Source organism: Ruania halotolerans (genome assembly GCF_021049285.1).
Classification (GTDB): Bacteria; Actinomycetota; Actinomycetes; order Actinomycetales; family Beutenbergiaceae; genus Ruania; species Ruania halotolerans.
Genome location: NZ_CP088017.1, coordinates 4,092,478 through 4,118,845, shown reverse-complemented (window position 1 = coordinate 4,118,845; position 26,368 = coordinate 4,092,478). Strand labels below are relative to the sequence as shown.

Here is a 26,368-nt window from a genome sequence, read left to right as displayed (position 1 = left end):
GAACCGCGCCGGAACGCCGCACAACCCAGCGTTCGGCGGGAGGGGGCTGGCAGGTGGCTGCTTAGTGGTGCGCGTGGCCAGCGATCATCGACGGGTCGGCCCGCTCTCCCGGATTCACCACCACGAACTGCCCCATCAGACCCTCGTCCTCGTGCCGGAGCAGATGGCAGTGGTACATGTACGGCCACTGCGGGTCAGCGTAGTCCTCGAACGTCATCAGCAACTCCACCGCGCGTCCCGGTTCGAGATACACCGTGTCCTTCCGCCCGCGTAGTTCCGGCGACGGCTCCGATCCGCCCACACTGATCACCTCGAATTGCACGTCGTGGACGTGGAAGTTGTGCGGAGACGGGTCGTCGTTGATCACGGTCCAGATCTCGGTGGTACCCACCTCGACGGTCTCGTCGATGCGTGCCATGTCCATCCGAGCATCGTTGATCTGCCGCCCGGAGAGGCGAAACTCCCGCCGCACAGTGGCCTGCTCTGGGTCCTGCCCGAACGCTGTCAGCTCGCCGGGAACCTCTTCCGACGAACTCAGCTCCCCCTCGGCCTCGATCCGCAGCACATCGAACTCATCGTTCGCGCCGACGGCGAACGGCACGATCATGTTGCCCAGATCGGGTTCGAATGAGTGCAGCATCACCTGCTCGCCCGGCTCCATCGCCACCACCACCTCGGCCCGCTCACCCGGGGAGAGGCGGATCTTCTCCAGCTCGACCGGCCCACGAAGAAGTCCGCCGTCGGTGGCCACCAGCTGGAACGTCCGCCCCGGCAGTCCGAGCGAGTACGTGCGGGCGGTGGAGGCGTTCAGCAGCCGCAGGCGCACCCGCTCGGTGCTCACTCGCAGCACCGCACCTGTCACCCCATTCACGGTGACGACGTTCCCCAGCAGACCCACCTCGTTGCCACCGTCATCGAACACCAGCTCCCCGCCGTCGGAGAGGCGCTTATCGCTGATCACCACGGGGATATCGTCCACACCGTAGGTGTGCGGCAACTGCCCGTACACGGCCGCCTCATCCGAACCGGGCGCCGGATCCAGGTAGAACAACCCGGCCAGCCCGCGGTAGACGTGCCGCTCGGTGGCTCCGTGCGGGTGCGGGTGGTACCAGAGGGTGCACGGCGCCTGATTGATCAGCCATTCAGCCCGCCAGGTATCACCCGGGACGATCATCTGGTGCGGCCCGCCGTCCATATCCGGCGGCAGGTGCATTCCGTGCCAGTGCGCGCTGGTCGCCTCGTCAAGACCGTTCGTCACCTCGACGGCGACCCGCTCACCGACAGCCGCCCGCATGGTGGGGCCACCGTATGCACCGTCCCAGCCCCAGGTCGGGGTGTCCACGTCGGGACGAAACTCGGTGGTGCCGGGCTGTGCGGTAATCCGGAACGTGCGCACACCGTCAATCACCTCGGACTCAGCCAGCGGCGGAATCGGTAGCGCCGTGTCGTACGCATCGGGCTCGCTCACCGAGCTGGTGCTGACCACATTGCACCCCGCCAGCGTCACCGCCGCAGCTCCTGCGCCGGTCACCGCGAGGAAACTCCGTCGAGAGATGCCGTTCATCGGTTCGTTCCGCGCTGCGTCCCCGTGCCGCGCACACGCTGCACGCCAGCCGCCGCGAGGCCCGCGAGTAGGCCGAGCAGCGTCTGACTTCCGACCATCTCGACCGCCACCAGCGGGAGTGCGAACGTCGGCACTGCGCTGAGGCCACCGCTTTCGGCTCCCAGTCCGGTGACCACGATCGAGGCCACCAGGGTGATTGCACCCGCGACCAGGCCGGTCAGGGTGAGGGTGGCGATCGGTCGGACCGCATGGCCGAATCCGACCACACCGATCCACGCACCGCCGGTCAGCGCGATGAGCAGGAGTGCGCGTGTGGGGTTGCCGATCGCCTCGGCGAGGCCGATCACGCTGGTCAATGGCCACAGCAACGTCAGGGCCGCGAGGCCGAACACCAACGACCACGCCATGCGGGGACGGGGGCCGGGAGAGCGAGGGTCAGGGGGTGGGGTCTGTGGAGGAGTCGTCATGGCTTTGACGTTAGGAATTGCCCCCCTTGTGCCACATCCACCCGGTGTCGTCACCTGCCCCCGCCTCCTGCGGACGCTCAATGTCGCCTGCAGGCGACATCGCGCTCAGGGTTCCTACCCCCAGCGGAGGATGTGGACGCCTGTGCTTCTTCCTACGCTGGACCCGTGACCGAGAGCCCGAGCCCTCCCCAGGTCAGCCCCCGCCTTCTTGATGCGCTGCTGGGCATCGCCGTGGCGCTCGGGGTGGCCCTGGTGATCGCCGCCGAGGCGGAGAGCGCTCAGGGCCAACCGCCGGCCGCGTACCTGTTCGCCCTGGGGTTCGGCGCTCTCATGGTGTGGCGCCGGCACTGGCCACGTGTGGTCCTGGTGCTGACGGTGCTGGGTATCTTCATCTACTACGCACTCGGATTCCCACCGATCGGGATCTCCTGGCCGGCCGTGGCCGCCATCTACTCCGGGGCCGAGCAAGGGCGAACCCGCACCGCCATGGGCGCCGGTGCGATCCTGGTGGCAGTAGCGGCGTACTTCCGCATCGATGAGGGTCTCCCGGCGGCGTACCTCATCTCCTACGAGATGTTCACCAACGTCGCCCTCATCGCAGCAGCGATCGCCCTCGGCGTCAGCGTGCGGACCAGGCGGTACGCCCGCAGGCAGCAGGCCCGCATCCTCGAGCTCACCACCGCCGAGCACGCGCGCCGCTCCGCCGCACGGCTGCAAGCCGAACGCGAGCAGATTGCCCGTGACCTGCACGACTCGATCGGACACAGTCTGGCTGTGGTGTCCATGAACGCCGGCGTTGCCGCCGAGGCGCTCGGCCGCGATGAGCCGACGGCGCAGCGCGCCCTGGCACAGATCCGTGAGTCCGCTGGGGAGACGTTGCGTGAGCTGCGGGCCACGGTACGTCTGCTCCGGACCGCGCCCACGTCCGCCGAGGGCTCGATCACCGCGCCTGGGCTCGCCGGCCTCGAGTCGCTCCTGGACGCAGCCCGCGGCGCCGGCCTGCAGGTGGATGCACACGTCGGCGTCCCCGGCTCCACCATGCCCGCGCTGTCCGGTCCGATCGATGCTGCCGCCTTCCGCATCGTGCAGGAGTCCCTCACGAACGTGGTCCGCCATGCCGGGGCCACGCAGGTGAGAGTCACCGCCGCCGTGGAGGAGGGGTGGCTCGTGCTGGAAGTGCGCGATGACGGTCACGGCGCCCTGGTGGCGCCCGGTACGCCAAGGCGCCGTATGTCAACGGACGATGCGCAGATGCTCGAGGGTGCTGCCGGCTCGGCCACAACGGCGGGCGCCGGCGCATCGGGCACGCCAGCTCCGCCGTCGGGCCATGGCATCGACGGCATGCGCGAGCGGGCCACGTTGCTCGGCGGAACTCTCACTGCCGGGGACGCGGTGAACGGGGGGTTTGTGGTGCGAGCCGCGTTGCCGGCCAGGCTCGACGCATGAGTATCCGACTAGCCCTCGTGGACGACTCCACCCTGGTACGGACCGGGCTACGCACCCTCGCCACCCACGACGGCGACATCGCCGTGGTGGCCGAGGCCGGGACCGGGCGGGCCGGCGTGGCCGAGGTGCGCCGCACGAGACCGGACGTGGTGCTGATGGACCTGCGGATGCCGGAGATGGATGGAATCGAGGCCACTGCCCAGATCTGCGCTGATCCTGAGCTGGCGCAGGTACGCGTGCTGGTGCTCACCACCTTCGACGAGGACGCAGAGATCCTCGCCGCAGTGCGCGCCGGAGCGAGCGGGTATCTGCTCAAGGACATCTCCCCGGAAGAGTTGCGCGAGGCGATCCGGACCGTGGCGAAGGGGGAGCGCGCGCTGGGCGCGGCGGCGCTGAGCGCGCTGGTCCATGCCGTGGCCGAGCACCACACGAACGCCCCGGGTGAAGCAGCATTGGCCCGGCTCGCGAGCCTGACCGACCGGGAACGAGACGTTCTCGTGTGCGTCGGGCGGGGGCAGTCCAACGATGAGATCGCCGGCACCTTGTTCCTCAGCCCCGCCACTGCGCGCACCTACGTGAGCCGCCTGCTCGCCAAGCTCGAGGCTCGTGATCGTTCCCAGCTGGTGGTGCTTGCCTATGAGACACACCTGATCACACCTGGATCCGGCTAGCACTGTCAGGCGATGGACCTTGGGCGGGCCCGTCCCCTCCTAGGATCACCAGCATGAACGATGCGGCCGTGGCGCAGCAGTTCGCGCCGGAGACCCTCTACCTGAACACCGCCTCCGCGGGGCTGCCACCCCAGGCCACTGTGGAGGCGGTGCGCACGCACCTGGACCGGTGGAGTGCCGGCCGGGTCCAGGCACCGGAGTTCGACGAGATCGTGGGGCGGTGCCGGGAACTGTACGCCGCGCTGGTGGGGCTCGACCCTGCCACCGTGGCAGTGGGCAGTCAGGTCTCGGCCATGGTGGCCCCGATCGCCGCCTGGGTTCCCGGCGGTGCCGAGGTGCTCGTGCCGGCCGGGGAGTTCACCTCCGTCTCATTCCCCTTCCTCGCCCAGGCGCCGCGAGGTGTACGTGTCCGCGAGGTGCCGCTGGCCGATCTCCCGACGGCGGTGGGCCCAGCGACCGCGCTGGTGGCCGTGGCCGCCGTGCAGTCCGCCGACGGGGCCATGGTCGACCTGCCCGCGCTACGTGCCGCATGTGCGGCGAACAGTGCCGAGATCCTGCTGGACCTCACCCAGTCCGCCGGGTGGCTGCCGCTGGACCTGGCCGGCGTGGCGTTCACCGTCTGTGCCGGGTACAAGTGGCTGCTCGCCCCCCGGGGTACCGGCTATCTGAGCGTGCGGGCGGATTTGATGGACGCCGTCATGCCGGGGCAGGCCGGCTGGTACGCGGGCGAGGACCGGTGGTCGGCGATCTACGGCGGCCCGCTGCGTCTGGCGGCCGATGCCCGGCGGTTCGACGTGTCCCCGGCGTGGCCCGCATGGGTGGGCGCTGAGCCCTCGCTGCGGCTGCTCACCGAGATCGGCCGGGCCACGTTGCACGAACACGCGGTCGGGCTTGCCCGGAGGTTCACCGCGGCACTGGGCCTGGAGCCGACGAATTCGGCGATCGTCTCCCTCGGCGTGGATGAGGTAGGCGTGCGGACGCTCGCGAGCGCCGGGATCGTCACCGCCACCCGTGCGGGGAAGGTGCGGTTCTCCTTCCATGTGCACAACACCGCCGAAGACGTCGACCGCGTCGTGCCGCTACTCCGTGGGCGCCTGACCTGATCTGGTGCGGACCTTCGACACAGGTTCCGGGCGCGGACACACGTTGCAGGGTGTGTCCGCCGCCGGAAGGTATGTCGGTGGTGCGGTGCCTAAGGTGGGGGCATGGAGCGGCCTGGCGAGGCACCGAGGCCTGCCGGCGGTGCGGCGGCGGGATCTGTGGCTGTGCTCATCGCGGCCACTGCGGCCGGCGCGATCGCTCGCAGTGACCTGACGGGGCATCCGTTCCCGCTCCCTGGAAGTTCCGAGGCGGTCGGCTACTTCGCCGCCCACCCGGCGCCAGTCCTCGTCTGGGGAGCCGCAGCTCTCGTGGCGGCGGCCGCGCTCGCCGTGCTCGGTGCCGCCCTTGCGATGGCCATCCCGCTGTCCGGCCGCACCCGGCTCGCCCACTGGACGGCGGTCGTCGTGCCAGCGATCTCCGGCATCGCCGCGCTGATGCTGGCCGTGCTCGGCTCCCTGCTCGCTCCCGGGACAGTGCAGGGGCTGCACACGCTCTCGGTCCTCACCGGCGGGGCGTTGCACCTGGCCACGCTGGGGCTCTACCTCGCCGCGCTCTCCCGGTCCTACGCGTGGAGCCCGGCGGTGCGGGTGCTCGGCGCCCTTGCCGGATGGTTCGCCTTCGCGTGCCTGCTCGCTCTCGGGCTCCCCGAGTTCGCGCCGATGGTCGCGATCGCGTGGGTGGCGTGCCTGGGCTGGCTCCTGATTGCCGCGCACCAGGTGGCCTTCCGACGCAGCTGATGTCCGGTGCACGTGCTGCCGGTGCACCTGGTGCCGCCCTGCATCCGGAGTGCGCAGAAGCGGGTGGGTTCAGCCCTCGGCGCCGATCGCCTTCGCGAAGCAGCGAGAGTCGTCCTCGTCCTCATACGGCGGATAGTTATCGATGATCCGGTACCCCTCGGAGGTGTAGAGGCCGATCGCCTCCGGCTGCTGGATGCCGGTCTCCAGCACGAGCTGCCCCAGCTTGCGTTCGTGCGCCGCAGCCTCCAGGGCCCGCAGTATCTCCTTGCCGATACCGCGGCGCCGATGGTCCGGGTGGACGTACATCCGGTTCAATTCGCCGGTTCCGGGCTCGAATGCCGGTGCGGGATCGCGCAGCACTCCGCACGCGATCGCGGTGCCGTCCTCGTCGCGAGCGAGGACGGCGACCGTGACGGTCTCAGCATCGAGGTGACTGTCGTGCTCGGGATCGCCGTACCGCGAATCCACTTCAGTCTCCTGGTCGCCGACCAGACGCTGCAGATCAGGATCCGTCCAATCGACACGTTCCATGGCGACCATGACACCTCCATGAGTGAATGTGGAGCGAGAGATTACTCGTTCTTGGTGCTTCTGAGAAAGTATGCGCGAGTCACACGGTATCCCACGGCAAGCACGCCAGTCGCGGTGCCGACGATCATCACCACGATGCCGAGCCGCTGCTGAGCGTTGGCCGGGCGGTAGCGCTCGCCACTCAGCGGTGCGTACGCGAACCACGCCTCGGGGGCGGTGCGCAGCACCGCGAATCCGGCGGCGGCCACCACCACGGCGCAGCCTGTCACGATCCACCAGGAATGCCCCCGCATATCAAAAGTATAGGCACGCTCGCTGTCAGCGATCAGGCGCGCCAGCGCGCCGCTGTGCTTACGGGGTCGAAGCCCTTTGGGCAAAGGAATGACGGTGAGCCTCCTGCCGGTCGGCAGCAGCGGATAGATCGGATCAGGCGACGCGGCTCTCCCGAGTTGCCGCGAGCTCACGCCCGTAGGTGCGCGCGGACCTCTCGGCGTCCTCCTTGAGCTCGTTCGCGACATCGGCGAAGGCATCGAGCGCAGGGTTGACGCCCACGAGCGTGAACGGACGCTGGACGACGCGGAGGTCAAGGCCCCAGACGTCCTCGAGGATGCGACGCAGCCATCCGGTGGAGTGATCCCATCCCTCCTTCGGTGACCCCGCGGCGTAGTTGCCGCCCAGCACCGTGACGAGAGTCGCGGGTTTGCCTCGCAGCGCGGTGCCGGTGGGATCGATGCGCGGGTCGGTATATGCGACGTCGAACCAGGTCTTGACGTGCTGGGAGACGCCGTAGTTGTACAACGGCACCGCGAACAGCAGCGCCTCGGCGTCGATCAGTTCATCGGCGAGCGTCGTGGCGAAAGCGTGAGCCGCGGCTTGTTCCCCGGTCCGCTCCCCGGGGGCGAGGTGACCCGAGGTGACCACGTCGGACCAGACGTTCGCAGGCACCGGGTCCTGCGCGAGGTCACGACGGGTGACGACTGAGTCGGGATGGGCGGTAGACCACTCCGACTCGACGAGGTCGGCGAGCGAACGGCTGGCTGACATCGCGGGCATGATGCTGGCGTCCAGGCGGAAGAGGGACATTCACGTACCTTTCGATTTACTGAGTCGCTGCGATTTAGTGAGTAACTCATGTGAGCGTAGCACGGTAAGATGGAGGCATGCCCGCGATCGACGATGAGATCCATGAGTGCGATGCAGCGCTCACCCTCGCCTTCAGCGTGCTCGGCAAGCGCTGGAACGGCATGATCATCTCGACCCTCGGCCCCGGACCCTCCTCGTTCGTCGCCCTGCGCCGCGCTGTCGCGGGCATCAGCGACACCGTTCTCTCCGACCGTCTGGTAGAGCTCGCCCAGGCGGGACTCGTCGCGCGCACCGTGGACGCCGGCCCTCCCGTCGCCGTCTCCTATGCCCTCACCCCGAGCGGCGAGAGCCTGCTGCCGATCCTCGAACAGCTGGGCACCTGGGCATCTGCGAACCTCTCCGCCCCCGCGAACTGACGCTGGCCCCATTCGCCCGGCGCCGGCGATGCCTGCCCTGTCCCGACCCGGCCCCACCGGCCGATCCGTTCACCAGGGGTTCGGCCTGTAGTCCTTCAGGAAGCAGCCGTGCAGATCCTCGCCGGCCTCGCCACGGACAATCGGATCGTAGACGCGGGCGGCGCCGTCGACGAGGTCGAGGGGAGCATGGAAGCCCTCCTCCGCGAGCCGCACCTTCGTGTGGTGCGGGCGCTCATCCGTGATCCAGCCGGTGTCGACCGCGGTCATGAGAATGCCGTCGGTCTCCAGCATCTCGCCAGCGCTCGTACGGGTGAGCATGTTGAGCGCGGCCTTCGCCATGTTGGTGTGCGGATGCCCCGGCCCCTTGTAACGGCGTGAGAACTGCCCCTCCATCGCGGACACGTTGACGATGTACTTTCGGCGCGCGTGCGACGTGGCCATCGACGGACGAAGGCGACTGGTCAGCAGGAACGGAGCCGTCGTGTTGCACAGCTGCACCTCAAGCATCTCCAGCGGATCGACGTGCTCGACGTTCTGCACCCAACTGTTCACGCGGTCGGTATCGGGCACGAGTCCGCCCGCATCGATCGCCGAACCGTCGGCGTGCTTCTGCAGCGACGACGACCCTGGGGCCATCGCGAGGTGAGCAAGCTCCTCGGCCGTGAGCACGTGACCCCCGGCCTCCGCGATCGTGCCTCCGAGGGCCGCGACCGAGAGCAGCGGGTGCGCCGACACGGATGCTGCCAGCGCCTCCGGGTGCTGATCGGCTGTGCGTCCGAAGGTCTCCATCTCGGGCAGAGGTCCGTCCGGCAGCGGCCGGAGCTCCGCATCCGCGAGCAGCGAGTAGGCACCGGGCGATCGGCGGACCGTCTGCGCGGCGTTGTTGATGAGGATGTCGAGCGGGCCCTGGGCGGCGACGGAATCCGCGAGCCCGATCACCTGGGCAGGGTCGCGCAGGTCGATCCCGACCACGCGCAGACGATGCAGCCAGTCGGCGGAGTCGGGGAGCGCGGAGAATCGGCGCACCGCGTCCCGCGGAAACCGGGTCGTGATCGTGGTGTGCGCGCCGTCGCGGAGCAGGCGCAGAGCGATGTACATTCCGATCTTCGCGCGGCCGCCGGTGAGGAGCGCCCGCCTTCCCGCCAGGTCCGTACGCGCATCACGTTTGCCATGGCTAAAGCGTGCGCAGTCCGGACATAGCTGATGGTAGAAAGCGTCGACGAGCGTGTACGGCTGCTTGCAGATGTAGCAGTTGCGGGGCTTGATCAGCTCGCCGGCGACGGGGGCGTCGGTGCTGGTCGCCAGCGGGATCCCGCGCGTCTCGTCGTCGATGCGGTCAGCAGCACCCGTCGCTGTCGCTGCGATCACGGCCTTGTCGGCATCGGCGATCGCAGCACGGATCTCGCGGCGACGCACACGTTTGACGGCCTTGAACATCGCCGCCGTCGCCATCCGCACCGCGACATGGTCAGGGTGCTGCTCGTCGAGCCGGTCCATGGATGCGAGCACGCGCAGGGTGGTCGCAAGATCCGCGGGGTCGAGACCGGCGCCGCGGTCGGTGTCGTCGACAGAGGCGTCGGTCATTGTCACGATTTTACGCGAGCGAAGGCATCACCTGCACCGGTCTTGTGCACGTGGCCCGTCGCGGGCGTGAACTCCTCTGCGCACTGTGGCAGGCGATGAGTGCCTGTGTGAGCCGACTCGACTTTCCGCCAGCGGCCCTCGAGCGTCCCCCACGGGGCTACCCGTTCGCGCGCGGGGCCGTCGTGCGCGAACGTGGCTATCGGGCTGAGACCGGCACTGGGCCGGGCAGCCACTGCTCCCGGCTCAGCGCGAACTGACGATATGTGGTCGGGCGGCCGTCGAACATGCCGCTCTCGCCGGGTCCGATCTCGACCATGCCGAGACGGGCGAGGATCCGGAGGGAGGCGGAGTTGGTGTCGTACGCCTCGGCCCACACGCGCTGTAGCCCGAGCGAATCGAACCCATACGCCAGCCCGGCTGCTGCTGCGGCTGTGCCGAGCCCGCGCCCCCACCGTTCCAGCGGCCCGACCAGGAACCCCAGTTCCTTCACGCTTTCGGAGGGCCCGTGCAGATCCACGTACCCGCACAGTTCGTCTGCACACTCCACCCCGAGCCGGAGCAGGCCGGGGGGCGGAGCGGCGATCAGGTCACGCCAGAACGCCCGGTACTCGGCCACCGACAAATCAGGCGACCACTCGGCCAACTCGCGGAACCGGGTATCGAGGGCCCATGAGGAGAGCATGGCCACATCGGCATCGACCAGCGGGCGCAGGCGCACGGACGGCGCAGGTTTACCAGACATCGCCCGCCACCGTAGACCGTATGCCGCCGCCTGCCCAGGGGGCGCTCGGTGAGATGCTTCACGGCCTGTGATGCAGGGCTCACCATGAGGGGGCGCATCGGTGGCGTCACGCCAGTACAGTCGTCAGTGTGACTTCACACTATGACCTCGTTGTTCTCGGAGCAGGCCCCGGTGGGTACATCGCAGCGATTCGTGCGGCCCAGGAGGGGCTGAACGTCGCCGTCGTGGAGAAGCAGTACTGGGGTGGTGTGTGCCTGAACGTGGGCTGCATCCCCTCCAAGGCACTGCTGCGCAACGCCGAACTGGCACACACGCTGAACCACGAGAAGGACAAATACGGCATCACCGGAGATGCCTCGATGGCCTACGGGCCCACGCACGCCCGCAGCCGGAAGGTATCCGCCGGCATCGTCAAGGGCGTGCACTTCCTGATGAAGAAGAACAAGATCACCGAGGTGGACGGCTGGGGCACGATCAACTCGCCCACGTCCATGTCCGTGGACGCCGAGGACGGCTCCACCTCGGAGCTCACCTTCGATCACCTGATCATCGCCACCGGTGCCACCACGAAGAAGTTGCCCGGTGTGGAACTCAGCAAGAACGTGGTGACCTACGAGGAGCAGATCCTCGATGAGGAGTTGCCAGGTTCGGTCATCATCGCCGGCTCCGGCGCCATCGGCGTGGAGTTCGCGTACGTGATGAAGAACTTCGGTGTGGACGTGACCATCGTGGAGTACCTCGACCGGATGGTGCCCACCGAGGATCCAGAGGTCTCCAAGGAACTCGCCAGGCACTACAAGAAGCTCGGCGTGAAGGTTCTCACCTCCACGAAGGTCGAAGCCGTCGAAGACACCGGCTCTGGTGTGAAGGTGACCGTGAGCCCGGCCGCCGGTGGCGAGCAGCAGGTGCTCGAGGCCGACCGGCTGCTCTCCGCGATCGGGTTCGCCCCGCGCCTGGAGGGTTACGGCCTGGAGAACATCGGGGTGGCCACTGAGCGGGGCGCCATCGTGGTGGACGGGCGCGGACGCACCAATGTGGAGAACGTCTTCGCGATCGGTGACGTCACCGGCAAGCTCATGCTCGCCCACACCGCTGAGGCGATGGGTGTGGTGGCCGCCGAGACCATCAGCGGAGCCGAGACGCAGGAGATCGAATTCGACTTCATCCCACGCGCCACGTACTGCCAGCCCCAGATCGCCTCCTTCGGTTACACGGAGGAACAGGCGAAGGAGAAGGGGTACGAGGTCAAGGTTGCCAAGTTCCCGTTCTCCGCGAACGGCAAGGCGATGGGCCTGGGTGAGCCTGTCGGCTTCGTGAAGGTGGTGGCCGATGCGCAGTACAACGAGATCATCGGCGCGCACCTGATCGGCCCGGATGTGACCGAGCTGCTCCCGGTGCTCACCCTCGCGCAGCGGTGGGACCTCACCGCAGATGAGGTGGCCCGGAATGTCTTCGCCCACCCCACCCTGGGTGAGTCCGTGAAGGAAGCGGTGCACGGGATCGCCGGGCACATGCTGAACCTGTAGGTCACCTCGGGCGCACGGCGCCCGGCCACATGCCAACGCCACGGGCGACGGCGGAGCTCACCTCCGCCGTCGCCCGTTGTTGTTGCCGTGGTTCCGGGGTGTGAACGTGCACATCGATCCGGCTGGATGTCTCGATTCGGCAACGGTCTGCATCGAGGCGGATTTGGCCATGCCGAATCCCGGAGGCAGGGCTACCGTGCACAGCAGTGGGTCGTAGCGGCCTGCGCAATCGGACGAAGGAGTCTGCAGATGACGCTGTCTGTGCGCCAGAAGGTGGCGGCCACCAGCCTGGCCGCGACGGGAGCGTTGCTCCTGGCAGGCTGTCTGCAACCGCCGGGCAGCGGGAGTGATCGCGGGACCGGTGCGGACAATGCCGAGACCGACGGCGATGGTGTAGTCACTGTGCTCGGCGCTTTCGGTGGGGCGGAGGCAGAGGGTTTCGAGGCTTCACTCGAGGAGTTCATGGATCGAACCGGGATCGATATCCAGTACACCTCCGATCAGGACTTCACGAACACCATTCGTGCGCGAGCCGGTTCAGGTCAGGCGCCCGACATCGCGATCTTTCCACAGCCGGGCGGGTTGATCGAGCAGGCCGATGCGGGTGCCGTTGAGCCCATCAACTTCTACCTGGACGTTCCCGCCCTGGAGGAGACGCTGGTGCCGGGCTTCCTGGATGCCTCGGAGGCATCGGACGGTCTCCCGTACGGTGCGCCGATGCGGATGGCGGTCAAATCGATCGTGTGGTACCCCCACGATGCCTACGAGGCAGGTGGCTACGACACCGAGCCGGAGACCCTCGAGGAACTCGCTGCGGTCCAGGAGGAGATCCGGGCCGATGACATCGCCCCGTGGTGCATGGGGTGGAACTCCGACCAGGCCACCGGGTGGGTGGGCACGGACTGGATCGAGGAGTACATGCTCCGTCTGCACGGTCCGGACATCTACGACCAGTGGACCTCGCATGAGATCCCCTTCGATGACCCGCGTGTGGTGGAAGCGTTCGATGCCTATGGTGAGCTCGTGTTCGCGGAGGGGAACGTGCTTGGCGGGACCTCGAACATCATCGCCACACCGTTCAGCGAGTCCATCCTGCCGGCATTCGAGGATCCGCCGCAGTGCCTGATGGAGCGCCAGGGGAACTTCATCACCGGTTTCATGCCCTCGGACATCCAGGAGAACCTGGACGAGGAAGTCGGACTGTTCGTGTTCCCGCGCGCGGCCTCCGGCGACTACACCGATCAGCCGATCCTCGGCGGCGGCGACCTCGCCGCGCTGATGAACGGCAATGACCCGGACTCGATCGCCGTCATGGAGTTCCTCACCTCGCCCGAGTTCGGTGGACCGTGGGCGCAGGCCGGTGGGTGGCTCTCCCCGCACGCCACCTTCGATACCAGCCTCTACCCGGATGAGGTCACGCGGCGTACCGCGGAGATCGTGGCCGAAGCCGATGTGTTCCGCTTCGACGGTTCGGACCTGATGCCGAACGCCGTGGGCGCCGGAACGTTCTGGACCGGCATGGTCGACTGGCTGAACGGGAAACCGGCGGAGGAGGTCACCGCCGAGATCGAGGCCAGCTGGCCGGCTGACGGGGAAGAGGAGGAGTCGTGACCGCGACACAGACACCTGTCGCGGCCGATGAGTCGCCACCGATGACGGTCGGTGGCGCCCGTCCGCTGCGCCTCGTCATCGGTGCGGTCGGTGCCGTCGTGGTGGCCTGGGCGGCCGGGAACGTCTTCCTGGCGCTGGCCTACTACCCCGAATGGTTCTTCGACAATCGGCTCCTGATGGCCGTTGTCGGCATGATCGCCGGTGTCGGTGGGGCGGCACTGCTGTTCTACTTCGTGAACGTCTTCATCGAGGGGATGCCGCAGCGGCTCTCTGAGGGTGTGATCCCGTACGTCTTCGTGCTGCCGTCGTTCTTCCTGCTCGCTCTCGTGCTCGTCTACCCGACGCTGCAGACGATCAACTACAGCTTCGCGAACAATGACAGCACGGCGTATATCGGGTTCGAGAACTACGCGGCGATCTTCGCCAGTGGCGAGTTCTGGCTCTCGCTCACCAACAACGCACTGTGGCTGATCGTGGTGCCGGCGCTCACCGTGGTGGTCGGCCTGGTCGTGGCACTGTTCGCCGATCGGCTCTCTGCTCAGAGTGAGAAGGTGGCGAAGAGTTTCATCTTCCTGCCGATGGCGATCTCGTTCGTGGCGGCGTCGACCATCTGGGCCATCCAGATCTACAGCCCCAACGAAGACATCGGTCTCTTGAATGCGATCGTGACGACCCTCGGCGGGGATGCGCAGAACTGGATCCGCCTCGACACCTTGCGGTTGAACTCGTTCCTGATGATGGTGATCCTCATCTGGATGCAGGCCGGCTTCGCCATGATCCTGCTCTCCGGCGGTATCAAGGGTGTGCCGGAGGAAACGCTGGAAGCGGCCCGGATGGACGGGGCAAGCGAGCCGCAGGTCTTCTTCCAGGTGATCATCCCGCAGATCAAGGGCACCATGATCACGGTCTTCATCACCGTGACGATTCTGGTGCTGAAGGTCTTCGACATCATCTATGTGCTCACCAACGGGCAAGCGAGCACGAACGTGATCGCGAACCTGTTCTTCCAGGAGCTGTTCACGTTCCAGCGAGCCGGCCGGGCGTCCGCGATCGTGGTGGTGCTCCTCCTGCTCGTGACCCCGATCCTGATCTATCAGGTGCGGCACTACCGGAAGGAGGGGGCCCGATGACCGCCACCGCGCCAGTGCCCGCAACACCCAAACCCAAGGTGAAGCGCCAACCCTCGTATATGAAGGACGGACGGCGCCGTAGTTGGACGTCCATCATCGTCACCGTCGTGCTCGCCATCGTGTGGTCGATCCCCACCCTCGGCCTGCTGATCAACTCACTGCGCAGCCGCGATGACATCGTCTCCAGCGGCTGGTGGACCGTGATCGCCGACCCGTTCGGCCAGGGCTGGACGTGGAACAACTACGTGGGCGTGTTCACCGGCGCAGCAGATATGGGCGTCGGGTTCCTCAACACGGTGGTGGTCGCGGTACCCGCGACCATCCTGCCGATCATGTTCGCCGCGTTCGCGGCGTACGCCTTCACCTTCCTGAACTTCCGGTTCAAGGAGACCCTGTTCGTGATCATCGTGGGCGTTATGGTGGTGCCGATCCAGGTGGCCTTCCAGCCCATGCTGAACCTGCTGGGGCCGAACGGGATCGGGATCTCCGGCGAGTTCGTGGCCGTGTGGTTGCTGCACACCGGCTTCGGAATGCCGTTGTGCGTCTACACACTGCGCAACTACATGTCCACGCTGCCCTACTCCGTGGTGGAATCGGCCAAGATCGACGGTGCCAGTCATTACCAGACCTTCTGGTTGCTGGTGGCGCCGATGGCGATGCCCGCGATCGCGGCGTTCGCGACGTTGCAGTTCCTCTGGGTGTGGAACGACCTGCTCATCGCCAAACTGTTCCTGGCGCCCTCGAATGCCACGGTCATCGTGCAGCTGCAACAGTTGCTCGGTACCCAGGGGCAGGGTGAGGAACTCCTCTCGGCCGGTGCCTTCTTCTCGATGGCGTTGCCGATCCTGGTGTTCTTCCTGCTCCAGCGGTTCTTCGTCCGTGGCCTCACCTCGGGTTCGGTGAAGGGATAGGCCGCAACACCCCCAACAGCGAAATCTCTCCTCGTTCTGGTCACGGCACAGCAACGAGAACGACGAGGGATGTCGCTGCGTCAACGCAGCAGACTGCGGAGCTGACCGGCGTCGATCGCCTCCGTCGGAGCGAACGCAGGCCCGCCGATGTAGGCCAGGAGGCTGGCCCGCAGTTGCCGGGCCGCGAGCCGGTCGGCGCCCGGATCGAGGTTGAGGGAGCTGACAACGATCCTGCCCTCGCCGAGCCGGGCCCCGACCAGGCAGCCCAGGCGGCGCGTCTCGAACCACGTGTCGATCGGCTGCACGAGCGGGCGCAGCGAGCCTGGCAAGCCGTCGAGCAGCATCGCACGGGCGCCGTGCAGCGGCTCCCACCACTGCCAGGACGTGTGGCCCTCGCTCGGGAAGGCGCCGAACACCGGGTGCGTCGGATCGTGGGTGATGCCGAGGGTGTGGGGAGCCTGCCCCTTCGTCCACGCCGTGTTCCAGAACACCGGGGTGAATCCGAGCGCGATGTCGTTGCCGATGCTGTCCGGGGTGAGCTCGAGCAGCACGTCCTCGCCCGCTGTGGCTCGGTCAATGGCGTGCTGCACATCGGACGTGGTCACCAGCCCGGACGGCTCGACGTCGACCGCAGGGTAAACCCACAGATCCCAGTCGTTCTCGTGCACGGCACCGGAGGAGTCCGCGATCGTGACCACCAGCGTGACCCTGGCAGGCGCGGTCAGACCAGTGGCCGGCGCGACCACCGGCCCCAGCCGGGTGCCGTTGCCCACAGTGATCTCCTGCTCGGCGACGACACCGTCCAGCAGGGGTGCGCCGTCGTCGGCTCGCAGGCTCCAGCGCACCTGCGCATGCAGGGGAGCGGGGCCGAAGTGGGCTACCTGAACATCGAAGGTGATCTGCTCGTCGGCGGCCCAGATGCGGCGGGGAAGGCGTGCCAGTGGCACCGTCGGCCCACAGAAGCGGGAGAACTCCTCGGCGGTGCAGTACCCCTTGGACTCCCAGAACGGGTTGAGCACCCCAACCAGCGCAGTGCCCTGGCCGGGGAAGTCGGACAGTCCGAGCAGGTGGAAGCCGCCGAAGCCCTCGGTGCGCAGCGCCGCCTCGATGTCCTCCTTGTAGCACAGGGTCTGGAGCCTGCCGGAGGCGCGGGTGAACTCCTCGGCCTGGTCGGCCATGCCCGCCTCCCGTAGGAAGTCGGCGAAGATGCCGAAGTTCTTTGGCCGCATCAGACCGGTGTAGCGCTCGACCTCGGAGAAGTCCGGGTAGGCACACCACTGCCCGATTTCGTGACTGATCACCGGCCGATCGCGCACCCATTCGGTGTAGTCGGACTCGGTCTCCGGTGGGCGGCCGTTCAGGCGCGACTGCAGCCCCTCGCCCCAGCGGTGCGCTCGCGGGTGGGGGATGTTGTCGAAGTCGTTCTCGGCGACGGCCGGCCAGCCGGCACCGGTGGTGTAGAGGCGGCGGGGGTCGTGCGCGCGCCAGCCGATGACCCAGGCGGTGAGGTGCTCGACGTCACGGCCGCCCGGCTCGTTGCCGTGCGCCATCATCACGAACGAGGGATGGTTGCCGTACTCGCGCAGGATCCGCCGGGTCTCCTCGGCCAGGAAGACGTCCACGGGCCGTCCCTCACCGATGGCGGCGCCCTGGTTCGCCCAGATCGGGCCCTCGACCTGCAGGTAGAGCCCTGCCTCGTCGGCGGCGACAAAGGCAGCCTCGGGTGGGCACCAGGAGTGGAAGCGCAGCAGGTTGAGCCCGTGCGCCTGCACGGTGGCGACGATCTCGCGCCACGAGCCGACGTCGGTGGGCGGGTAGCCCGTGAGCGGGAAGACGCAAGACTCGAGCGTGCCGCGGATGAAGGTCCGGCGGCCGTTGATCGTCACCTGGGTACCGTCGGTGGACATCTCCCGCAGCCCGAAGGTGGTGCGGACCGTGTCGCGGCTTTCGGTGCCGTGGATCTCGGTGGTGAGTCGCACTGTGACCTCGTACAACGCCGGGTCGAACTCGTCCCAGGTGGCTGCGTCCTCACCGAGCGGCAGGTGGACGTCCACGTGCGCGCCGCTGGCAGTCAGGCCACGCTCGCTCAGGTCGCGGCCATACTCGGCCTCGAACTCGGCGGTGACCGGGCCGACGTCGGTGATGCCGGCGGTGCCGGTTGCGCGATGACAGCGCGCGGTGACCTCGACGCGCCCGGTGCCTGCACTGCGGCTGCCGGCGGCGATGTCCACCTTCACCAGGGCGGAGCGAGTGGCGAGTTCGGGGAACACCCGCACCTGGCTGATCCTCGCCTCGGGCTGGGCGGTGAGGGTCAGCGCCCCGACAACGCCGTTCCAGTTGCCCTGCGTGTGATCGGAAACGCTGTGCGCGTTCGGGCCGACGTCGACGACGGCCCGGTTGTCGACGCGGATCGTGAGGCGGTGGGTGCCCGGGGAGAGCACGCCCAGGTCAAACCGGTGCGCCGTCGTCAGGCTTCGTTCGGAGTCGATGCGGTCGTCGTCGACCCAGACGGTCGATTCCCAGTGCACGCGTTCCAGAGCAAGCTCGACCCGGCTGTCCTGCCAGTCCTCGGGAACGTGGATCTCCCGCTGGAACCATGCTGCGCCCTGGTAGTACACCTGCGGCTGCAGCCAGAATGGGACGGCGATGTTGCCAGGCTCGCGATAGGGGGCATAGACGTCGTCCGTGAAGTAGGAGCGGTCGACGATGCCGCCGGTCCACGGGGTGTCGACGGTGACGGGATCGCCGAGACCTGGTGCTGGATGGATCCGGGAAGGGTGATCGTTGTGGGCTCGCCGGGAAGATCGCGACGGAACCACTGCTCGAGCTCGCCGACGCCGTCGCGGTCGAGGGCGCAGTCCCACCCACCGGCCAGATCGAGGATCCGATCGATGGGTTCGGTGTCGTGGGTGAGATCGGGAGCGCGGGAGTGGTCAGGCATGGAGCACGTCCTTCAGCGGTGGAGGTCAGGGCCAGGTGTAGGCGCAGCGATGACCCGTGCCGGGGCATCTCGAGGAGGCACTGTCGATGCTAGGGAGCCCCGTGGTGGTAGTGAAGGGATGATCCGGCGCTGAGGCTGGACGATTCGATGATCCGCCGGGACGAGTCATACCCGCCGTGATATCCACCCGTGCGACCGCGCCGCTGCCGAACGCGACGTGTGCGACGTCCTGCGCTCAGGAGATGCCGCACACGTCGGCGATCGGCGGCGGATGGCGGGGTGAGTCCGGCTACGGCGTGAACTCGGCCGTCTCGGCGTACGCGCGCATGGCCTCACGCACGTACTCGGCGCCGCTGCGGTCATCCGCCTGAGCGCCGCCGTCACGCTCGTAGTTCGCTCCGAACCGCGGGTCGGCCACATACATATCCGCCAGCCCCAGGTAGTAGCCCTTGGTGACCGGCGAGACCGGGCTGCTCAGCCAGCGGTGGTGCCGCTCCGCGATCGCCCGGACCTGCTCATCTGCAGGGTCCAGCCCGTTCTCATGGGCGGCGATGAAATCCGCAGCGATCTGCTGCTGCTCCGCCTGGAACTGCGCCTTCTGTGCTGCGGAGAGCGAGCGCCACCAGGCGTCACTCGACTTCCAGGCCTCGCGTCCCCACCGCTCGGTCACCTCGTCCTTGTACTGCGTGTGATCGAAACCGTCGAACATCTCGGTTGCCATGAGTTGTTCACCTCCTTCTCTCTTCGTCAAAGTGGTACGCACCGACGCGATCCGGCGGTCCAACTGGCTGCGCTCGAGTTCGAGCAGCTCCAGATGGAGGCGGAGGGCATCGGTCTCGCTCCGGTCACCGTCAAGGACGTCCCTGACGGCGGCCAGCCCGAGCCCGAGTTCGCGCAGCAGCAGAATTCGCTGCAGTCGCACGAGTGCGTCGGTGTCGTAGTACCGGTACCCGTTGGCACCGATCCGGGACGGGGGGAGCAGGCCGATCTGGTCGTAGTGACGCAGGGTGCGGCTCGTCGTGCCAGTCGTGCGGGTGATCTCATGCATGGACCACTCGTCGAACTCCGTCATGACGCTCCTTCAGTTCCGAACACACATCAGTGTTGACGTTGACGTCACGTCAAAGTCAAGCCCTCAAGGGTGTGGGTGTGGCAGCGGCCCATCGACGATCGTGGTGGCGAGGGCGCCGGGGTGCGTCAGGCCAGCCGCAGCCGGCCGGAGTCGTCGACGATCTCGCGGAGCACAGCGCGCTCATCCGGGGTGCTGTTCGGTTCGTGCCAGGTGACCAGGAGCCGCTCGTCGTGGGTACGCACCACCATCCCGTGCCCGCCGTCGCGGTCCCACAACGGCTCTGCGAGCTGCTCCCACGGTCCTCTGACGTGTCCACTGCTCGAGCGGGCCAGTCCCATCGTGTACCCCGTCGCGCCCATCGTGGACCACAGCATCAGCAGAGTCCCCTCCGGCGTGCGGTGCAGAAAAGGGCCGTCGGTGACGTAGCACGCGAACCGGTACGTGGCCGCCTTCTCCGCCACCATGCTGGCTCGCACGTCATGTGCCCACGGGGCTTCGGACGCGTTGAAGAGGAACTGTGGGCGGCCAACGGCGGCACGCAGGTCCTGCGTCAGCCGCACCGCATGCATCCCGCCGTCGTGCACCTGCTGCCACTCGTGGCAGAAGACCATCCACGGATCGCCGTCGGCGTCCACGTGCAACGTGCCGTCCAGGCACTGCCATGCCGGTGGCGTCAACGCCCCGTCACTGTGCGGCAGGAACGGGCCGGCGGGCGTATCGGCGATGAACGCGTGCGTACCGCGCAGCACATCCGGGCCGTTCACGGTGGCGAACATCGCGTAGCGGCCGCGGTAGGCGTACACCTCGGGCGCCCAGAACTCGGTGGTGCCCACGAACCCCGGCGGTGGCCGGAATGCCGGGATCGGGCCCTCCCAGTGTTCGAGATCCGTCGAGCGATAGGTGTCGAACCCGATGCCCGGACCGGACCAGATGTTCGGGTCTGTGCTGCCGTACAGGTAGTACTCGCCGTCAGGGGCGGTGAGGACGAAGGGGTCGCGGATCTGAATGTCGGCAAGGCATGGCATGCCGTGCAGGATATTCGGCCCGGGTGAGTGGGTGAGTGGGTGAGTGGGTGAGTGGGTGAGTGGGGTGCGGTGAAGTCGCTGCGGCAGCGCCGACTATTTGAATGAACATCCTAATTGTTCTATCGTTCAAATATGTTGCAGAACGATGTCGCCCCAGCGGGCCGGTCACGCGCAGACGCGCGGCAATGGGCCGGGCTGGGCTTGTTGGCCTTGCCCACGCTGCTGCTGGGTCTGGACGTCACCGTGCTCTACCTGGTGCTGCCCAGCATGGCCGCGGCACTGGAACCCACCGCCACGCAGACCCTGTGGATCATGGATGCCTACGGCTTCCTCATCGCGGGCTTCCTCATCACGATGGGCACGCTGGGCGATCGGATGGGGCGCCGCCGGCTGCTCCTGATCGGGATGACGGCCTTCGCGCTCGTCTCGTTGTTCGCGGCGTTCGCACCCACAGCCGAGCTGCTGATTGTAGCCCGGGCGCTGTTGGGGATCGCCGGCGCGACGCTGATGCCTTCCACGTTGTCGCTGATCTCGAATATGTTCCCCGACGTACGCCAGCGTGCGGTCGCGATCGGGGTGTGGGCCACGATGTTCGCGCTCGGAATGGCGGCAGGCCCAGTGGTGGGCGGTGCCTTGGTGGAGAGGTTCTGGTGGGGCGCGGCCTTCCTGATCGCTATCCCCATCGCCCTCGTCGTTCTGATCGGTGCCCGGCGGCTGCTGCCCGAGTACGCCGACGCTCAGGCCGGCCGGATCGACCTGGCCAGCGTCGCCCTGTCGTTGCTGACGATTCTGCCCGCCATCTACGCCGTCAAACACGCTGCGGCCAGCGGTGTGGACGTGCTCATGGCAACGCTGCTCCTCGCAGCCGTTATCGCGGGCGTGGCCTTCGTTCGCAGGCAAGGACGCTTGGCCTCCCCGCTCCTGGACGTCACGCTCTTTGCCCATCGCGCCCTGGCCAGCGCCCTGACTGTCCTGCTGCTGGGGCTCGTGGGGGTCGGTGGAACCATGTACCTGGTCACCCAGTACCTCCAGCTCGTCGAAGGTCTCACGCCCTTTGTCGCGGGCCTGTGGATGGGCCCTCCCGCCTTGGCAATGCTGGCGGCCGCCGTCGGCGCCCCGTTGATCGCCCGCCGGGTGCGCCCGGGCCAGGTGATGGCGTTCACGCTCGCGGTGTCGGTGCTCGGATACCTCCTGCTCGCGAGCGCCAGCCCCGGTGAGGCTGGTCGTGTCGTTGCTGGCTTCGCCCTCATCTACCTCGGCCTCGGTGCCATCGCGGCGTTGGGTACCGACATGGTGGTGGGGGTCGCTCCGGCGTCGAAGTCGGGTTCGGCTGCGGCGATGTCGGAGACCGTCCAAGAGCTGGGCGTGGCCGTGGGTATCGCCTTGCTCGGCAGCCTCACCACGGCTGTCTACAGTTCCCGCATGGAGCCGCTGGCAGCTGCGGCGCCCGAGGTTGCTGAGCGGGTGAGCGGCAGTCTCGCCGGGGCGCTCTCCGTTGCGGACCGGGTGCCGGCTGACGTGGTGGTGGAGGCACAGGAGGCGTTCACGGTCGGCGTGAACGCCGCCTCCGCAGTGGCTGGGGCAACAATCGTTGTCGCGACGGTGCTGTGCCTGACGGTGTTACGGCATGTGCGCCCGCTCGGGCAGGACGATGAGGCGGCTGCCACCCAGCACTGACGCGCTCGACTAGCCTGGAACACCGGGAGGGCGTATGCACGATGACGAGGGCCACAGCACCGACGGCCGCCGCGCCAGAGGTCATAAGCGCCGCGCCGAGATCATCGAGGCCACGCTCGCGGTCGTCATGCGAGACGGTGCCGCCGGCCTCACCCACCGCGCCGTGGCCGAACAAGCCGGCATCACCACGTCCCTGAGTACCTACTACTTCGCCAGCATGGACGAACTCCTCGTCGCGGCACTGAGTAGCGTGGCCGATACATACACCGCACGGGTGCGTCAGATCATCGATGAACCCGGTGACAAGTTGCGCGGACTGGCTGAGCTCCTGGTGGAATCCGCCGGCCCCGGACGTGAACGGGCCCTTGCCGAACGCGAGTTGTGCACGCTCGCAGCCCGTCGGCCAGCGCTGGCACCGGTGGCCCGCCGATGGCGGGAGGACGTCTCCGTGCTTGCCGCAAGCCTCACGGATGATCCCCAGGCCATCGCCGCGCTCGCCGCGGCCTCCGATGGTCTGTGCGCCGCGATCCTGATCGACAGCATCCCCGCCGATGTCGACTATGTTCACCGGGTCCTCGCGCACACACTCGGCCAGTCGCTCGGCAGACCAGCACCCGGTCACTGAACGCACGAGCCCGGTCCTCGGCGCTACCGTGGCGCCCGTTCACATTCCGAGGGAGCCGGGGAGAGGTCGACCATGCCCGAGATGAGCCTGGTTGCCTGGGCGCTGCTCGCCGTCTCCGCCGTTCTGGTCGGCATCTCCAAGACCGCCCTGCCTGGCGCGAACACCATCTCCATCGCGATCTTCGCCGCGCTCCTTCCTGCGCGTGAATCCACCGGCGCCCTGCTTCTGCTGCTGATCGTGGCCGACGCCTTCGCGATCTGGGCCTACCGTAAGCACGCCGACTGGGCGGTGCTGCGGCGCCTGGTGCCCACCGTCCTCGCCGGGCTCCTCCTCGGAGTGGTCTTCCTCGCCCTGGCCGATGACGCCGAAGTGCGCCGGGTGATCGGCGTGATCCTCCTCCTGGTTATCGGCATCACCCTGTGGCGCCGCCGGGCGGCCGGTCCTCGCGGCGGCGCGCCGGTCACCGAACCTGCGCCGCCGACCCGTGGTGCCCGGCGCACCCAATCCGCCATCTACGGCACACTCGGCGGATTCACCACGATGGTGGCCAACGCGGCCGGACCGGTGATGTCGATGTACTTCCTCGTCTCACGGTTCTCCATGAGGACGTTCCTGGGCACGGCGGCATGGTTCTTCGCCGTCGTGAACCTGGTCAAACTGCCGTTCTCCGTGGGGCTGGGGCTGATCACCGGGCCGATCCTGGTGATGGATCTCGCCCTCGTGCCCGCCGTCGTCGTCGGCGCGTTCACCGGACGGTGGCTGGTCTCCCGGATGAATCAGGTGCTCTTCGAGCGATTGGTCATCGTGCTCACGATTGCCGGGGCCGGGTACCTCCTCCTCTGAGCAGGTCAGGCTGTCGAATCATGGCAGCCCGGGGGATGATGGGTGCATGGGCACCGGCGAGGACGCGAGGCTCCCCGAGGAGCGACGGACCCGCCTGCGCGCTTTGATGATGTGGGTGGTCGCCGGGGCGGCCGTGCTCGCCACCCTGGCCGGCATCTACGCTGTGGCGATCGGATTCCCGGTGGTCGCCTCGACGGCAGTCACCTCCGCAGCCGTGATCAACGACGATCGCGCTCTGCTCATCCGGTACGAGGTGGGTTCGTCGAGTTGCCACGAACCGTTCGGCGTCGAGGTCACCGAGACGGGTGACACCGTGCTGCTCGATGGTCGCCGCGTGGATCCGACCGGGACCCGTCAGTTCGGTAAGGGCTGCACGGACGATCTCTACACGGTGGTGGAGACCGTGTGGCTCGAAGGTCCGCTCGGCGACCGCCGGATCGTGCGCACCGACGGCAGCGAACTCGAACCCGTCACTGTGGCTGAGGTGCTCGACCTTTCCGTGGAGCAGACGTGAGTGAGCGCACGGCATCGGATCGAGGGACCGTACCTCACATGCTGCGCTTCCCGTGCGTCTACGTGATGTGACACCTTTCGAGAGCGTCGTTGCCGAGCACGGAGCCACCGTGCTCCGCGTATGCCGTGCCGTGGCGGGGCCTGACCATGCGGACGACGCGTGGTCGGAGACCTTCCTCGCCGCCATGACCGCCTATCCGGACCTGCCTGCTGACGCGAATGTGCAGGCCTGGTTGGTGACCATCGCCAGACGTAAAGCAATCGACACCCACCGCACCCGAGCACGCTCCCGCACCCACCCCACCGACCGGCTCCCCGAACGTCCCACACGTGAGGGTCAGCCCGGTGGGTGGGAGCGAGATCTGTGGGAAGCCCTCGGTGACCTGCCTCCGACGCAGCAGGCCGCCGTCGTCTATCACCACATCGCCGGTCTGCCGTATACGGAGGTCGCCGCGCTGCTCGAGAGCAACCCGGCGGCCGCCCGGCGTGCGGCCTCTGATGGGATCGCACGACTGCGCCGGACCTATGCCAAGGAGATGGCCCGATGATGCCCCCCACCACCCCTGACCTGCCAGCCGACCTGGCCCACCTCAGTCCTACCGTCAGCGAGAGGCAACTGAGCGACCTGCACGCCCGGTTCGCCCGTGACGCCCAGCAGCGCGGGTTGCTGGACGTGGCCTACCGCACTCTTGATTCCGCCGTCGGGCCCTTGCTCCTGGCCGCCACGGAACGTGGCGTGGTGCGCGTGGCCTTCGCCTCCGAAGGGTTCGACGGCGTTCTGTCCGATCTCGCTGACCGCGTCAGTGCGCGTGTACTCGCCGCTCCCAGTCGCCTCGATGCCACCGCCAGTCAGCTGGAGGAATACTTCGCGGGCCGCCGCCGCCGGTTCGATGTGCCACTCGACCTCAGCCTGGCCACCGGCTTCCGGCGTCGCGTGCTCGAGCAGCTGCCCATGATCGACTACGGGCGCACCGCCAGTTATGCCGAGGTTGCCCGCGCTGCCGGATCCGAGCGGGCGATGCGCGCGGTGGGATCGGCCTGCGCCACCAATCCGGTGCCGTTGCTGGTGCCGTGCCACCGGGTGGTGCGCAGTGACGGCGCGCTGGGTGGCTACCGCGGCGGACTCCCCGCCAAGAAGGCACTCCTCGCGCTTGAACGAACCTGACCCACAGCTCGCCTCGGAGTAGCGTGAGTGGCATGACCCTGACGATGGACATGATCACGTTCGACACTGCTGACCCCGGGCCGCTGGCCGCTTGGTGGGCCGAGCAGGTGGGCGGGACGAGCACGGCAGAGGACGGCGGCTTCTACGTGGTGCATATCGATGGCGTGGGGTATCGCCTGGCGTTCCAGAAGGTCGAGGACCCGACCCCGGGGAAGAACCGGATCCACCTGGACCTGAGCGCCACCGATCTGGACGCCGAGGTGCAGCGGCTCCTCGCGGCGGGAGCCGAGCAGGTGGACACTCACGCGTTGGGGGACTTCCGCTGGGTGGTGCTCGCCGACCCGCAGGGGAATCAGTTCTGCGTCGCGGGCGAGCACTGAGGGGAGCGAGTCGGCTCACCCGCGCCATCTGAACCCACTTTTCATGTCTGAACCCACGGCGCGCCGGGTTCAGACACGAGAAGTGGTTTCACACGGCTCAGCCCGGCTCATCGTGGCTACGTGCGCCACCCGCCGACGCGCTGCAGGATCTGCCAGGCCACCCGGCCGAACGTCTCCAGCTCTTCGGCTCCGGCCGCGTCCACCACCAGGGCGCGGGCGTGCGCGACGTGGCCGGGTGCCGCCGACTCGACCCGGGCCAGTCCTTCGTCGGTGAGGATGGCGTTCGTGGCGCGTTTGTCCTCGGCGCTCGTGGCCCGCCGTACCAAGCCTTGCCGCTCCAGGCGCTGCACCACGTGGGAGAGCCGGGACAGGGACCCGTTGGTCAACTCCGCCAGCGCGCTCATCCGCAACGTCCGGTCCTCCTGCTCGGCCAGCATCGCGAGCACCATGTACTCGAAGAAGCGCAGGCCGGAGTCGCGTTCGAGCTGAGCATCCAGGGCGCCGGGAAGGCGGACCAGCAGACCGGTGAGTGCGAGCCACGCCGTGCGTTCGTCCTCGCTGAGCCACTGCGGGTCATTCCCGCTCGCGCCTGCATCGATGGTCATCG

Annotated in this window: 27 protein-coding genes; 16 read left to right on the top strand and 11 right to left on the bottom strand. The window is 67.8% G+C overall.

The genetic code is table 11. The features are described 5' to 3' along the window. Positions 1 to 61 precede the first annotated feature (61 nt). Both LQF10_RS18630 and LQF10_RS18625 read right to left on the bottom strand, forming a co-directional pair. On the bottom strand, positions 62 to 1,564 hold the full coding sequence (locus LQF10_RS18630) for a multicopper oxidase family protein (protein ID WP_231065342.1): 1,503 nt from the start codon (positions 1,562 to 1,564) through the stop codon (positions 62 to 64). Beyond that, entirely contained in the window at positions 1,561 to 1,971 is a 411-nt protein-coding gene (locus LQF10_RS18625) for a hypothetical protein (protein WP_231065341.1), read from the bottom strand. The genes LQF10_RS18630 and LQF10_RS18625 overlap by 4 nt, the downstream gene beginning before the upstream one ends. A 225-nt stretch (positions 1,972 to 2,196) precedes the next feature. Here LQF10_RS18625 and LQF10_RS18620 point away from each other — a divergent pair, with 225 nt between their 5' ends. The 4 genes from LQF10_RS18620 (at position 2,197) to LQF10_RS18605 (ending at position 5,986) form a co-directional block, all read left to right on the top strand. After that, positions 2,197 to 3,477 carry a sensor histidine kinase gene (locus tag LQF10_RS18620; RefSeq protein WP_231065340.1) on the top strand — a complete coding sequence of 427 codons (1,281 nt, stop codon included), beginning with the start codon at positions 2,197 to 2,199 and terminating at the stop codon, positions 3,475 to 3,477. Continuing rightward, positions 3,474 to 4,148, top strand: a complete 675-nt coding sequence (locus LQF10_RS18615) for a response regulator transcription factor (RefSeq protein WP_231065339.1) — start codon at positions 3,474 to 3,476, stop codon at positions 4,146 to 4,148. The genes LQF10_RS18620 and LQF10_RS18615 overlap by 4 nt, the downstream gene beginning before the upstream one ends. Before the next feature lie 53 nt (positions 4,149 to 4,201). Then, complete coding sequence (locus tag LQF10_RS18610; protein WP_231065338.1) at positions 4,202 to 5,251, top strand: aminotransferase class V-fold PLP-dependent enzyme; 1,050 nt, start codon at positions 4,202 to 4,204, stop codon at positions 5,249 to 5,251. A gap of 102 nt (positions 5,252 to 5,353) precedes the next feature. Continuing rightward, positions 5,354 to 5,986 (top strand): hypothetical protein, encoded by a 633-nt coding sequence (locus LQF10_RS18605; RefSeq protein ID WP_231065337.1) that lies wholly within the window; start codon positions 5,354 to 5,356, stop codon positions 5,984 to 5,986. Positions 5,987 to 6,055: 69 nt separating this feature from the next. Here LQF10_RS18605 and LQF10_RS18600 read toward each other — a convergent pair whose 3' ends face one another. The 3 genes from LQF10_RS18600 to LQF10_RS18590 form a co-directional block, all read right to left on the bottom strand. After that, a complete protein-coding gene (locus LQF10_RS18600; protein WP_231065336.1) occupies positions 6,056 to 6,517 on the bottom strand; it encodes a GNAT family N-acetyltransferase in 462 nt (153 codons plus the stop codon). 41 nt (positions 6,518 to 6,558) lie between these two features. After that, complete coding sequence (locus LQF10_RS18595; RefSeq protein WP_231065335.1) at positions 6,559 to 6,810, bottom strand: hypothetical protein; 252 nt, start codon at positions 6,808 to 6,810, stop codon at positions 6,559 to 6,561. A gap of 133 nt (positions 6,811 to 6,943) precedes the next feature. Further along, positions 6,944 to 7,600, bottom strand: a complete 657-nt coding sequence (locus LQF10_RS18590; RefSeq protein WP_231065334.1) for an FMN-dependent NADH-azoreductase — start codon at positions 7,598 to 7,600, stop codon at positions 6,944 to 6,946. A 77-nt stretch (positions 7,601 to 7,677) separates the two neighbouring features. On the opposite strand from LQF10_RS18590, the gene LQF10_RS18585 reads away from it, so the two are divergent. Further along, a complete protein-coding gene (locus LQF10_RS18585) occupies positions 7,678 to 8,016 on the top strand; it encodes a winged helix-turn-helix transcriptional regulator (protein WP_231065333.1) in 339 nt (112 codons plus the stop codon). A 69-nt stretch (positions 8,017 to 8,085) separates the two neighbouring features. Here LQF10_RS18585 and LQF10_RS18580 read toward each other — a convergent pair whose 3' ends face one another. Continuing rightward, entirely contained in the window at positions 8,086 to 9,600 is a 1,515-nt protein-coding gene (locus LQF10_RS18580; protein ID WP_231065332.1) for an SDR family NAD(P)-dependent oxidoreductase, read from the bottom strand. A gap of 196 nt (positions 9,601 to 9,796) precedes the next feature. Next, a complete protein-coding gene (locus LQF10_RS18575; protein WP_231065331.1) occupies positions 9,797 to 10,342 on the bottom strand; it encodes a GNAT family N-acetyltransferase in 546 nt (181 codons plus the stop codon). A gap of 128 nt (positions 10,343 to 10,470) precedes the next feature. On the opposite strand from LQF10_RS18575, the gene lpdA reads away from it, so the two are divergent. The 4 genes from lpdA (at position 10,471) to LQF10_RS18555 (ending at position 15,520) form a co-directional block, all read left to right on the top strand. Beyond that, the gene (gene lpdA / locus LQF10_RS18570) at positions 10,471 to 11,868 is read left to right on the top strand and encodes a dihydrolipoyl dehydrogenase (protein WP_231065330.1); all 1,398 of its coding nucleotides are present in this window, start codon (positions 10,471 to 10,473) and stop codon (positions 11,866 to 11,868) included. A gap of 249 nt (positions 11,869 to 12,117) precedes the next feature. Beyond that, a complete protein-coding gene (locus tag LQF10_RS18565) occupies positions 12,118 to 13,479 on the top strand; it encodes an ABC transporter substrate-binding protein (RefSeq protein ID WP_231065329.1) in 1,362 nt (453 codons plus the stop codon). Continuing rightward, positions 13,476 to 14,609, top strand: a complete 1,134-nt coding sequence (locus LQF10_RS18560; RefSeq protein ID WP_231065328.1) for a carbohydrate ABC transporter permease — start codon at positions 13,476 to 13,478, stop codon at positions 14,607 to 14,609. Before LQF10_RS18565 ends, LQF10_RS18560 begins: the two co-directional genes overlap by 4 nt. Next, entirely contained in the window at positions 14,606 to 15,520 is a 915-nt protein-coding gene (locus LQF10_RS18555) for a carbohydrate ABC transporter permease (protein ID WP_354002603.1), read from the top strand. Before LQF10_RS18560 ends, LQF10_RS18555 begins: the two co-directional genes overlap by 4 nt. 80 nt (positions 15,521 to 15,600) lie before the next feature. Here the strand turns inward: LQF10_RS18555 and LQF10_RS18550 are convergent, their stop codons facing one another. The 3 genes from LQF10_RS18550 to LQF10_RS18540 form a co-directional block, all read right to left on the bottom strand. Beyond that, positions 15,601 to 18,339, bottom strand: coding sequence for a DUF8487 domain-containing protein (locus LQF10_RS18550; RefSeq protein ID WP_231065327.1), 2,739 nt, complete (start codon positions 18,337 to 18,339; stop codon positions 15,601 to 15,603). Positions 18,340 to 18,750: 411 nt separating this feature from the next. Beyond that, on the bottom strand, positions 18,751 to 19,533 hold the full coding sequence (locus tag LQF10_RS18545) for a MerR family transcriptional regulator (protein WP_231065326.1): 783 nt from the start codon (positions 19,531 to 19,533) through the stop codon (positions 18,751 to 18,753). A gap of 125 nt (positions 19,534 to 19,658) precedes the next feature. Then, positions 19,659 to 20,558: a glycoside hydrolase family 43 protein gene (locus LQF10_RS18540; RefSeq protein ID WP_231065325.1), complete on the bottom strand. Its 900-nt coding sequence runs from the start codon at positions 20,556 to 20,558 to the stop codon at positions 19,659 to 19,661. A 132-nt stretch (positions 20,559 to 20,690) separates the two neighbouring features. Between LQF10_RS18540 and LQF10_RS18535 the strand changes: the two genes are divergently transcribed. The 7 genes from LQF10_RS18535 (at position 20,691) to LQF10_RS18505 (ending at position 25,761) form a co-directional block, all read left to right on the top strand. After that, positions 20,691 to 22,235 (top strand): MFS transporter, encoded by a 1,545-nt coding sequence (locus LQF10_RS18535; protein ID WP_231065324.1) that lies wholly within the window; start codon positions 20,691 to 20,693, stop codon positions 22,233 to 22,235. A 34-nt stretch (positions 22,236 to 22,269) separates the two neighbouring features. After that, the gene (locus LQF10_RS18530) at positions 22,270 to 22,860 is read left to right on the top strand and encodes a TetR/AcrR family transcriptional regulator (RefSeq protein WP_231065323.1); all 591 of its coding nucleotides are present in this window, start codon (positions 22,270 to 22,272) and stop codon (positions 22,858 to 22,860) included. 72 nt (positions 22,861 to 22,932) lie between these two features. Next, positions 22,933 to 23,703 (top strand): sulfite exporter TauE/SafE family protein, encoded by a 771-nt coding sequence (locus tag LQF10_RS18525; RefSeq protein ID WP_231065322.1) that lies wholly within the window; start codon positions 22,933 to 22,935, stop codon positions 23,701 to 23,703. 46 nt (positions 23,704 to 23,749) lie between these two features. Then, a complete protein-coding gene (locus LQF10_RS18520; RefSeq protein ID WP_231065321.1) occupies positions 23,750 to 24,217 on the top strand; it encodes a hypothetical protein in 468 nt (155 codons plus the stop codon). A 67-nt stretch (positions 24,218 to 24,284) separates the two neighbouring features. Continuing rightward, entirely contained in the window at positions 24,285 to 24,764 is a 480-nt protein-coding gene (locus LQF10_RS18515) for an RNA polymerase sigma factor (protein ID WP_231065320.1), read from the top strand. Further along, positions 24,761 to 25,381: a methylated-DNA--[protein]-cysteine S-methyltransferase gene (locus LQF10_RS18510; RefSeq protein ID WP_231065319.1), complete on the top strand. Its 621-nt coding sequence runs from the start codon at positions 24,761 to 24,763 to the stop codon at positions 25,379 to 25,381. The genes LQF10_RS18515 and LQF10_RS18510 overlap by 4 nt, the downstream gene beginning before the upstream one ends. 32 nt (positions 25,382 to 25,413) lie before the next feature. After that, a complete protein-coding gene (locus LQF10_RS18505; protein WP_231065318.1) occupies positions 25,414 to 25,761 on the top strand; it encodes a VOC family protein in 348 nt (115 codons plus the stop codon). 116 nt (positions 25,762 to 25,877) lie between these two features. Here the strand turns inward: LQF10_RS18505 and LQF10_RS18500 are convergent, their stop codons facing one another. Further along, positions 25,878 to 26,366 (bottom strand): MarR family winged helix-turn-helix transcriptional regulator, encoded by a 489-nt coding sequence (locus tag LQF10_RS18500; protein ID WP_231065317.1) that lies wholly within the window; start codon positions 26,364 to 26,366, stop codon positions 25,878 to 25,880. Positions 26,367 to 26,368: the final 2 nt, after the last annotated feature.

Excerpts from the sequence above, each read along its gene's own strand:
- LQF10_RS18630 (WP_231065342.1), bottom strand. The coding sequence starts at position 1,564 with ATGAACGGCATCTCTCGACGGAGTTTCCTCGCGGTGACCGGCGCAGGA.
- LQF10_RS18625 (WP_231065341.1), bottom strand. The coding sequence starts at position 1,971 with ATGGCGTGGTCGTTGGTGTTCGGCCTCGCGGCCCTGACGTTGCTGTGG.
- LQF10_RS18615 (WP_231065339.1), top strand. The coding sequence starts at position 3,474 with ATGAGTATCCGACTAGCCCTCGTGGACGACTCCACCCTGGTACGGACC.
- LQF10_RS18610 (WP_231065338.1), top strand. The coding sequence starts at position 4,202 with ATGAACGATGCGGCCGTGGCGCAGCAGTTCGCGCCGGAGACCCTCTAC.
- LQF10_RS18605 (WP_231065337.1), top strand. The coding sequence starts at position 5,354 with ATGGAGCGGCCTGGCGAGGCACCGAGGCCTGCCGGCGGTGCGGCGGCG.
- LQF10_RS18600 (WP_231065336.1), bottom strand. The coding sequence starts at position 6,517 with ATGGAACGTGTCGATTGGACGGATCCTGATCTGCAGCGTCTGGTCGGC.
- LQF10_RS18595 (WP_231065335.1), bottom strand. The coding sequence starts at position 6,810 with ATGCGGGGGCATTCCTGGTGGATCGTGACAGGCTGCGCCGTGGTGGTG.
- LQF10_RS18590 (WP_231065334.1), bottom strand. The coding sequence starts at position 7,600 with ATGTCCCTCTTCCGCCTGGACGCCAGCATCATGCCCGCGATGTCAGCC.
- LQF10_RS18585 (WP_231065333.1), top strand. The coding sequence starts at position 7,678 with ATGCCCGCGATCGACGATGAGATCCATGAGTGCGATGCAGCGCTCACC.
- LQF10_RS18580 (WP_231065332.1), bottom strand. The coding sequence starts at position 9,600 with ATGACCGACGCCTCTGTCGACGACACCGACCGCGGCGCCGGTCTCGAC.
- LQF10_RS18575 (WP_231065331.1), bottom strand. The coding sequence starts at position 10,342 with ATGTCTGGTAAACCTGCGCCGTCCGTGCGCCTGCGCCCGCTGGTCGAT.
- LQF10_RS18565 (WP_231065329.1), top strand. The coding sequence starts at position 12,118 with ATGACGCTGTCTGTGCGCCAGAAGGTGGCGGCCACCAGCCTGGCCGCG.
- LQF10_RS18555 (WP_354002603.1), top strand. The coding sequence starts at position 14,606 with ATGACCGCCACCGCGCCAGTGCCCGCAACACCCAAACCCAAGGTGAAG.
- LQF10_RS18545 (WP_231065326.1), bottom strand. The coding sequence starts at position 19,533 with ATGACGGAGTTCGACGAGTGGTCCATGCATGAGATCACCCGCACGACT.
- LQF10_RS18540 (WP_231065325.1), bottom strand. The coding sequence starts at position 20,558 with ATGCCATGCCTTGCCGACATTCAGATCCGCGACCCCTTCGTCCTCACC.
- LQF10_RS18535 (WP_231065324.1), top strand. The coding sequence starts at position 20,691 with ATGTTGCAGAACGATGTCGCCCCAGCGGGCCGGTCACGCGCAGACGCG.
- LQF10_RS18530 (WP_231065323.1), top strand. The coding sequence starts at position 22,270 with ATGCACGATGACGAGGGCCACAGCACCGACGGCCGCCGCGCCAGAGGT.
- LQF10_RS18525 (WP_231065322.1), top strand. The coding sequence starts at position 22,933 with ATGCCCGAGATGAGCCTGGTTGCCTGGGCGCTGCTCGCCGTCTCCGCC.
- LQF10_RS18520 (WP_231065321.1), top strand. The coding sequence starts at position 23,750 with ATGGGCACCGGCGAGGACGCGAGGCTCCCCGAGGAGCGACGGACCCGC.
- LQF10_RS18510 (WP_231065319.1), top strand. The coding sequence starts at position 24,761 with ATGATGCCCCCCACCACCCCTGACCTGCCAGCCGACCTGGCCCACCTC.
- LQF10_RS18505 (WP_231065318.1), top strand. The coding sequence starts at position 25,414 with ATGACCCTGACGATGGACATGATCACGTTCGACACTGCTGACCCCGGG.
- LQF10_RS18500 (WP_231065317.1), bottom strand. The coding sequence starts at position 26,366 with ATGACCATCGATGCAGGCGCGAGCGGGAATGACCCGCAGTGGCTCAGC.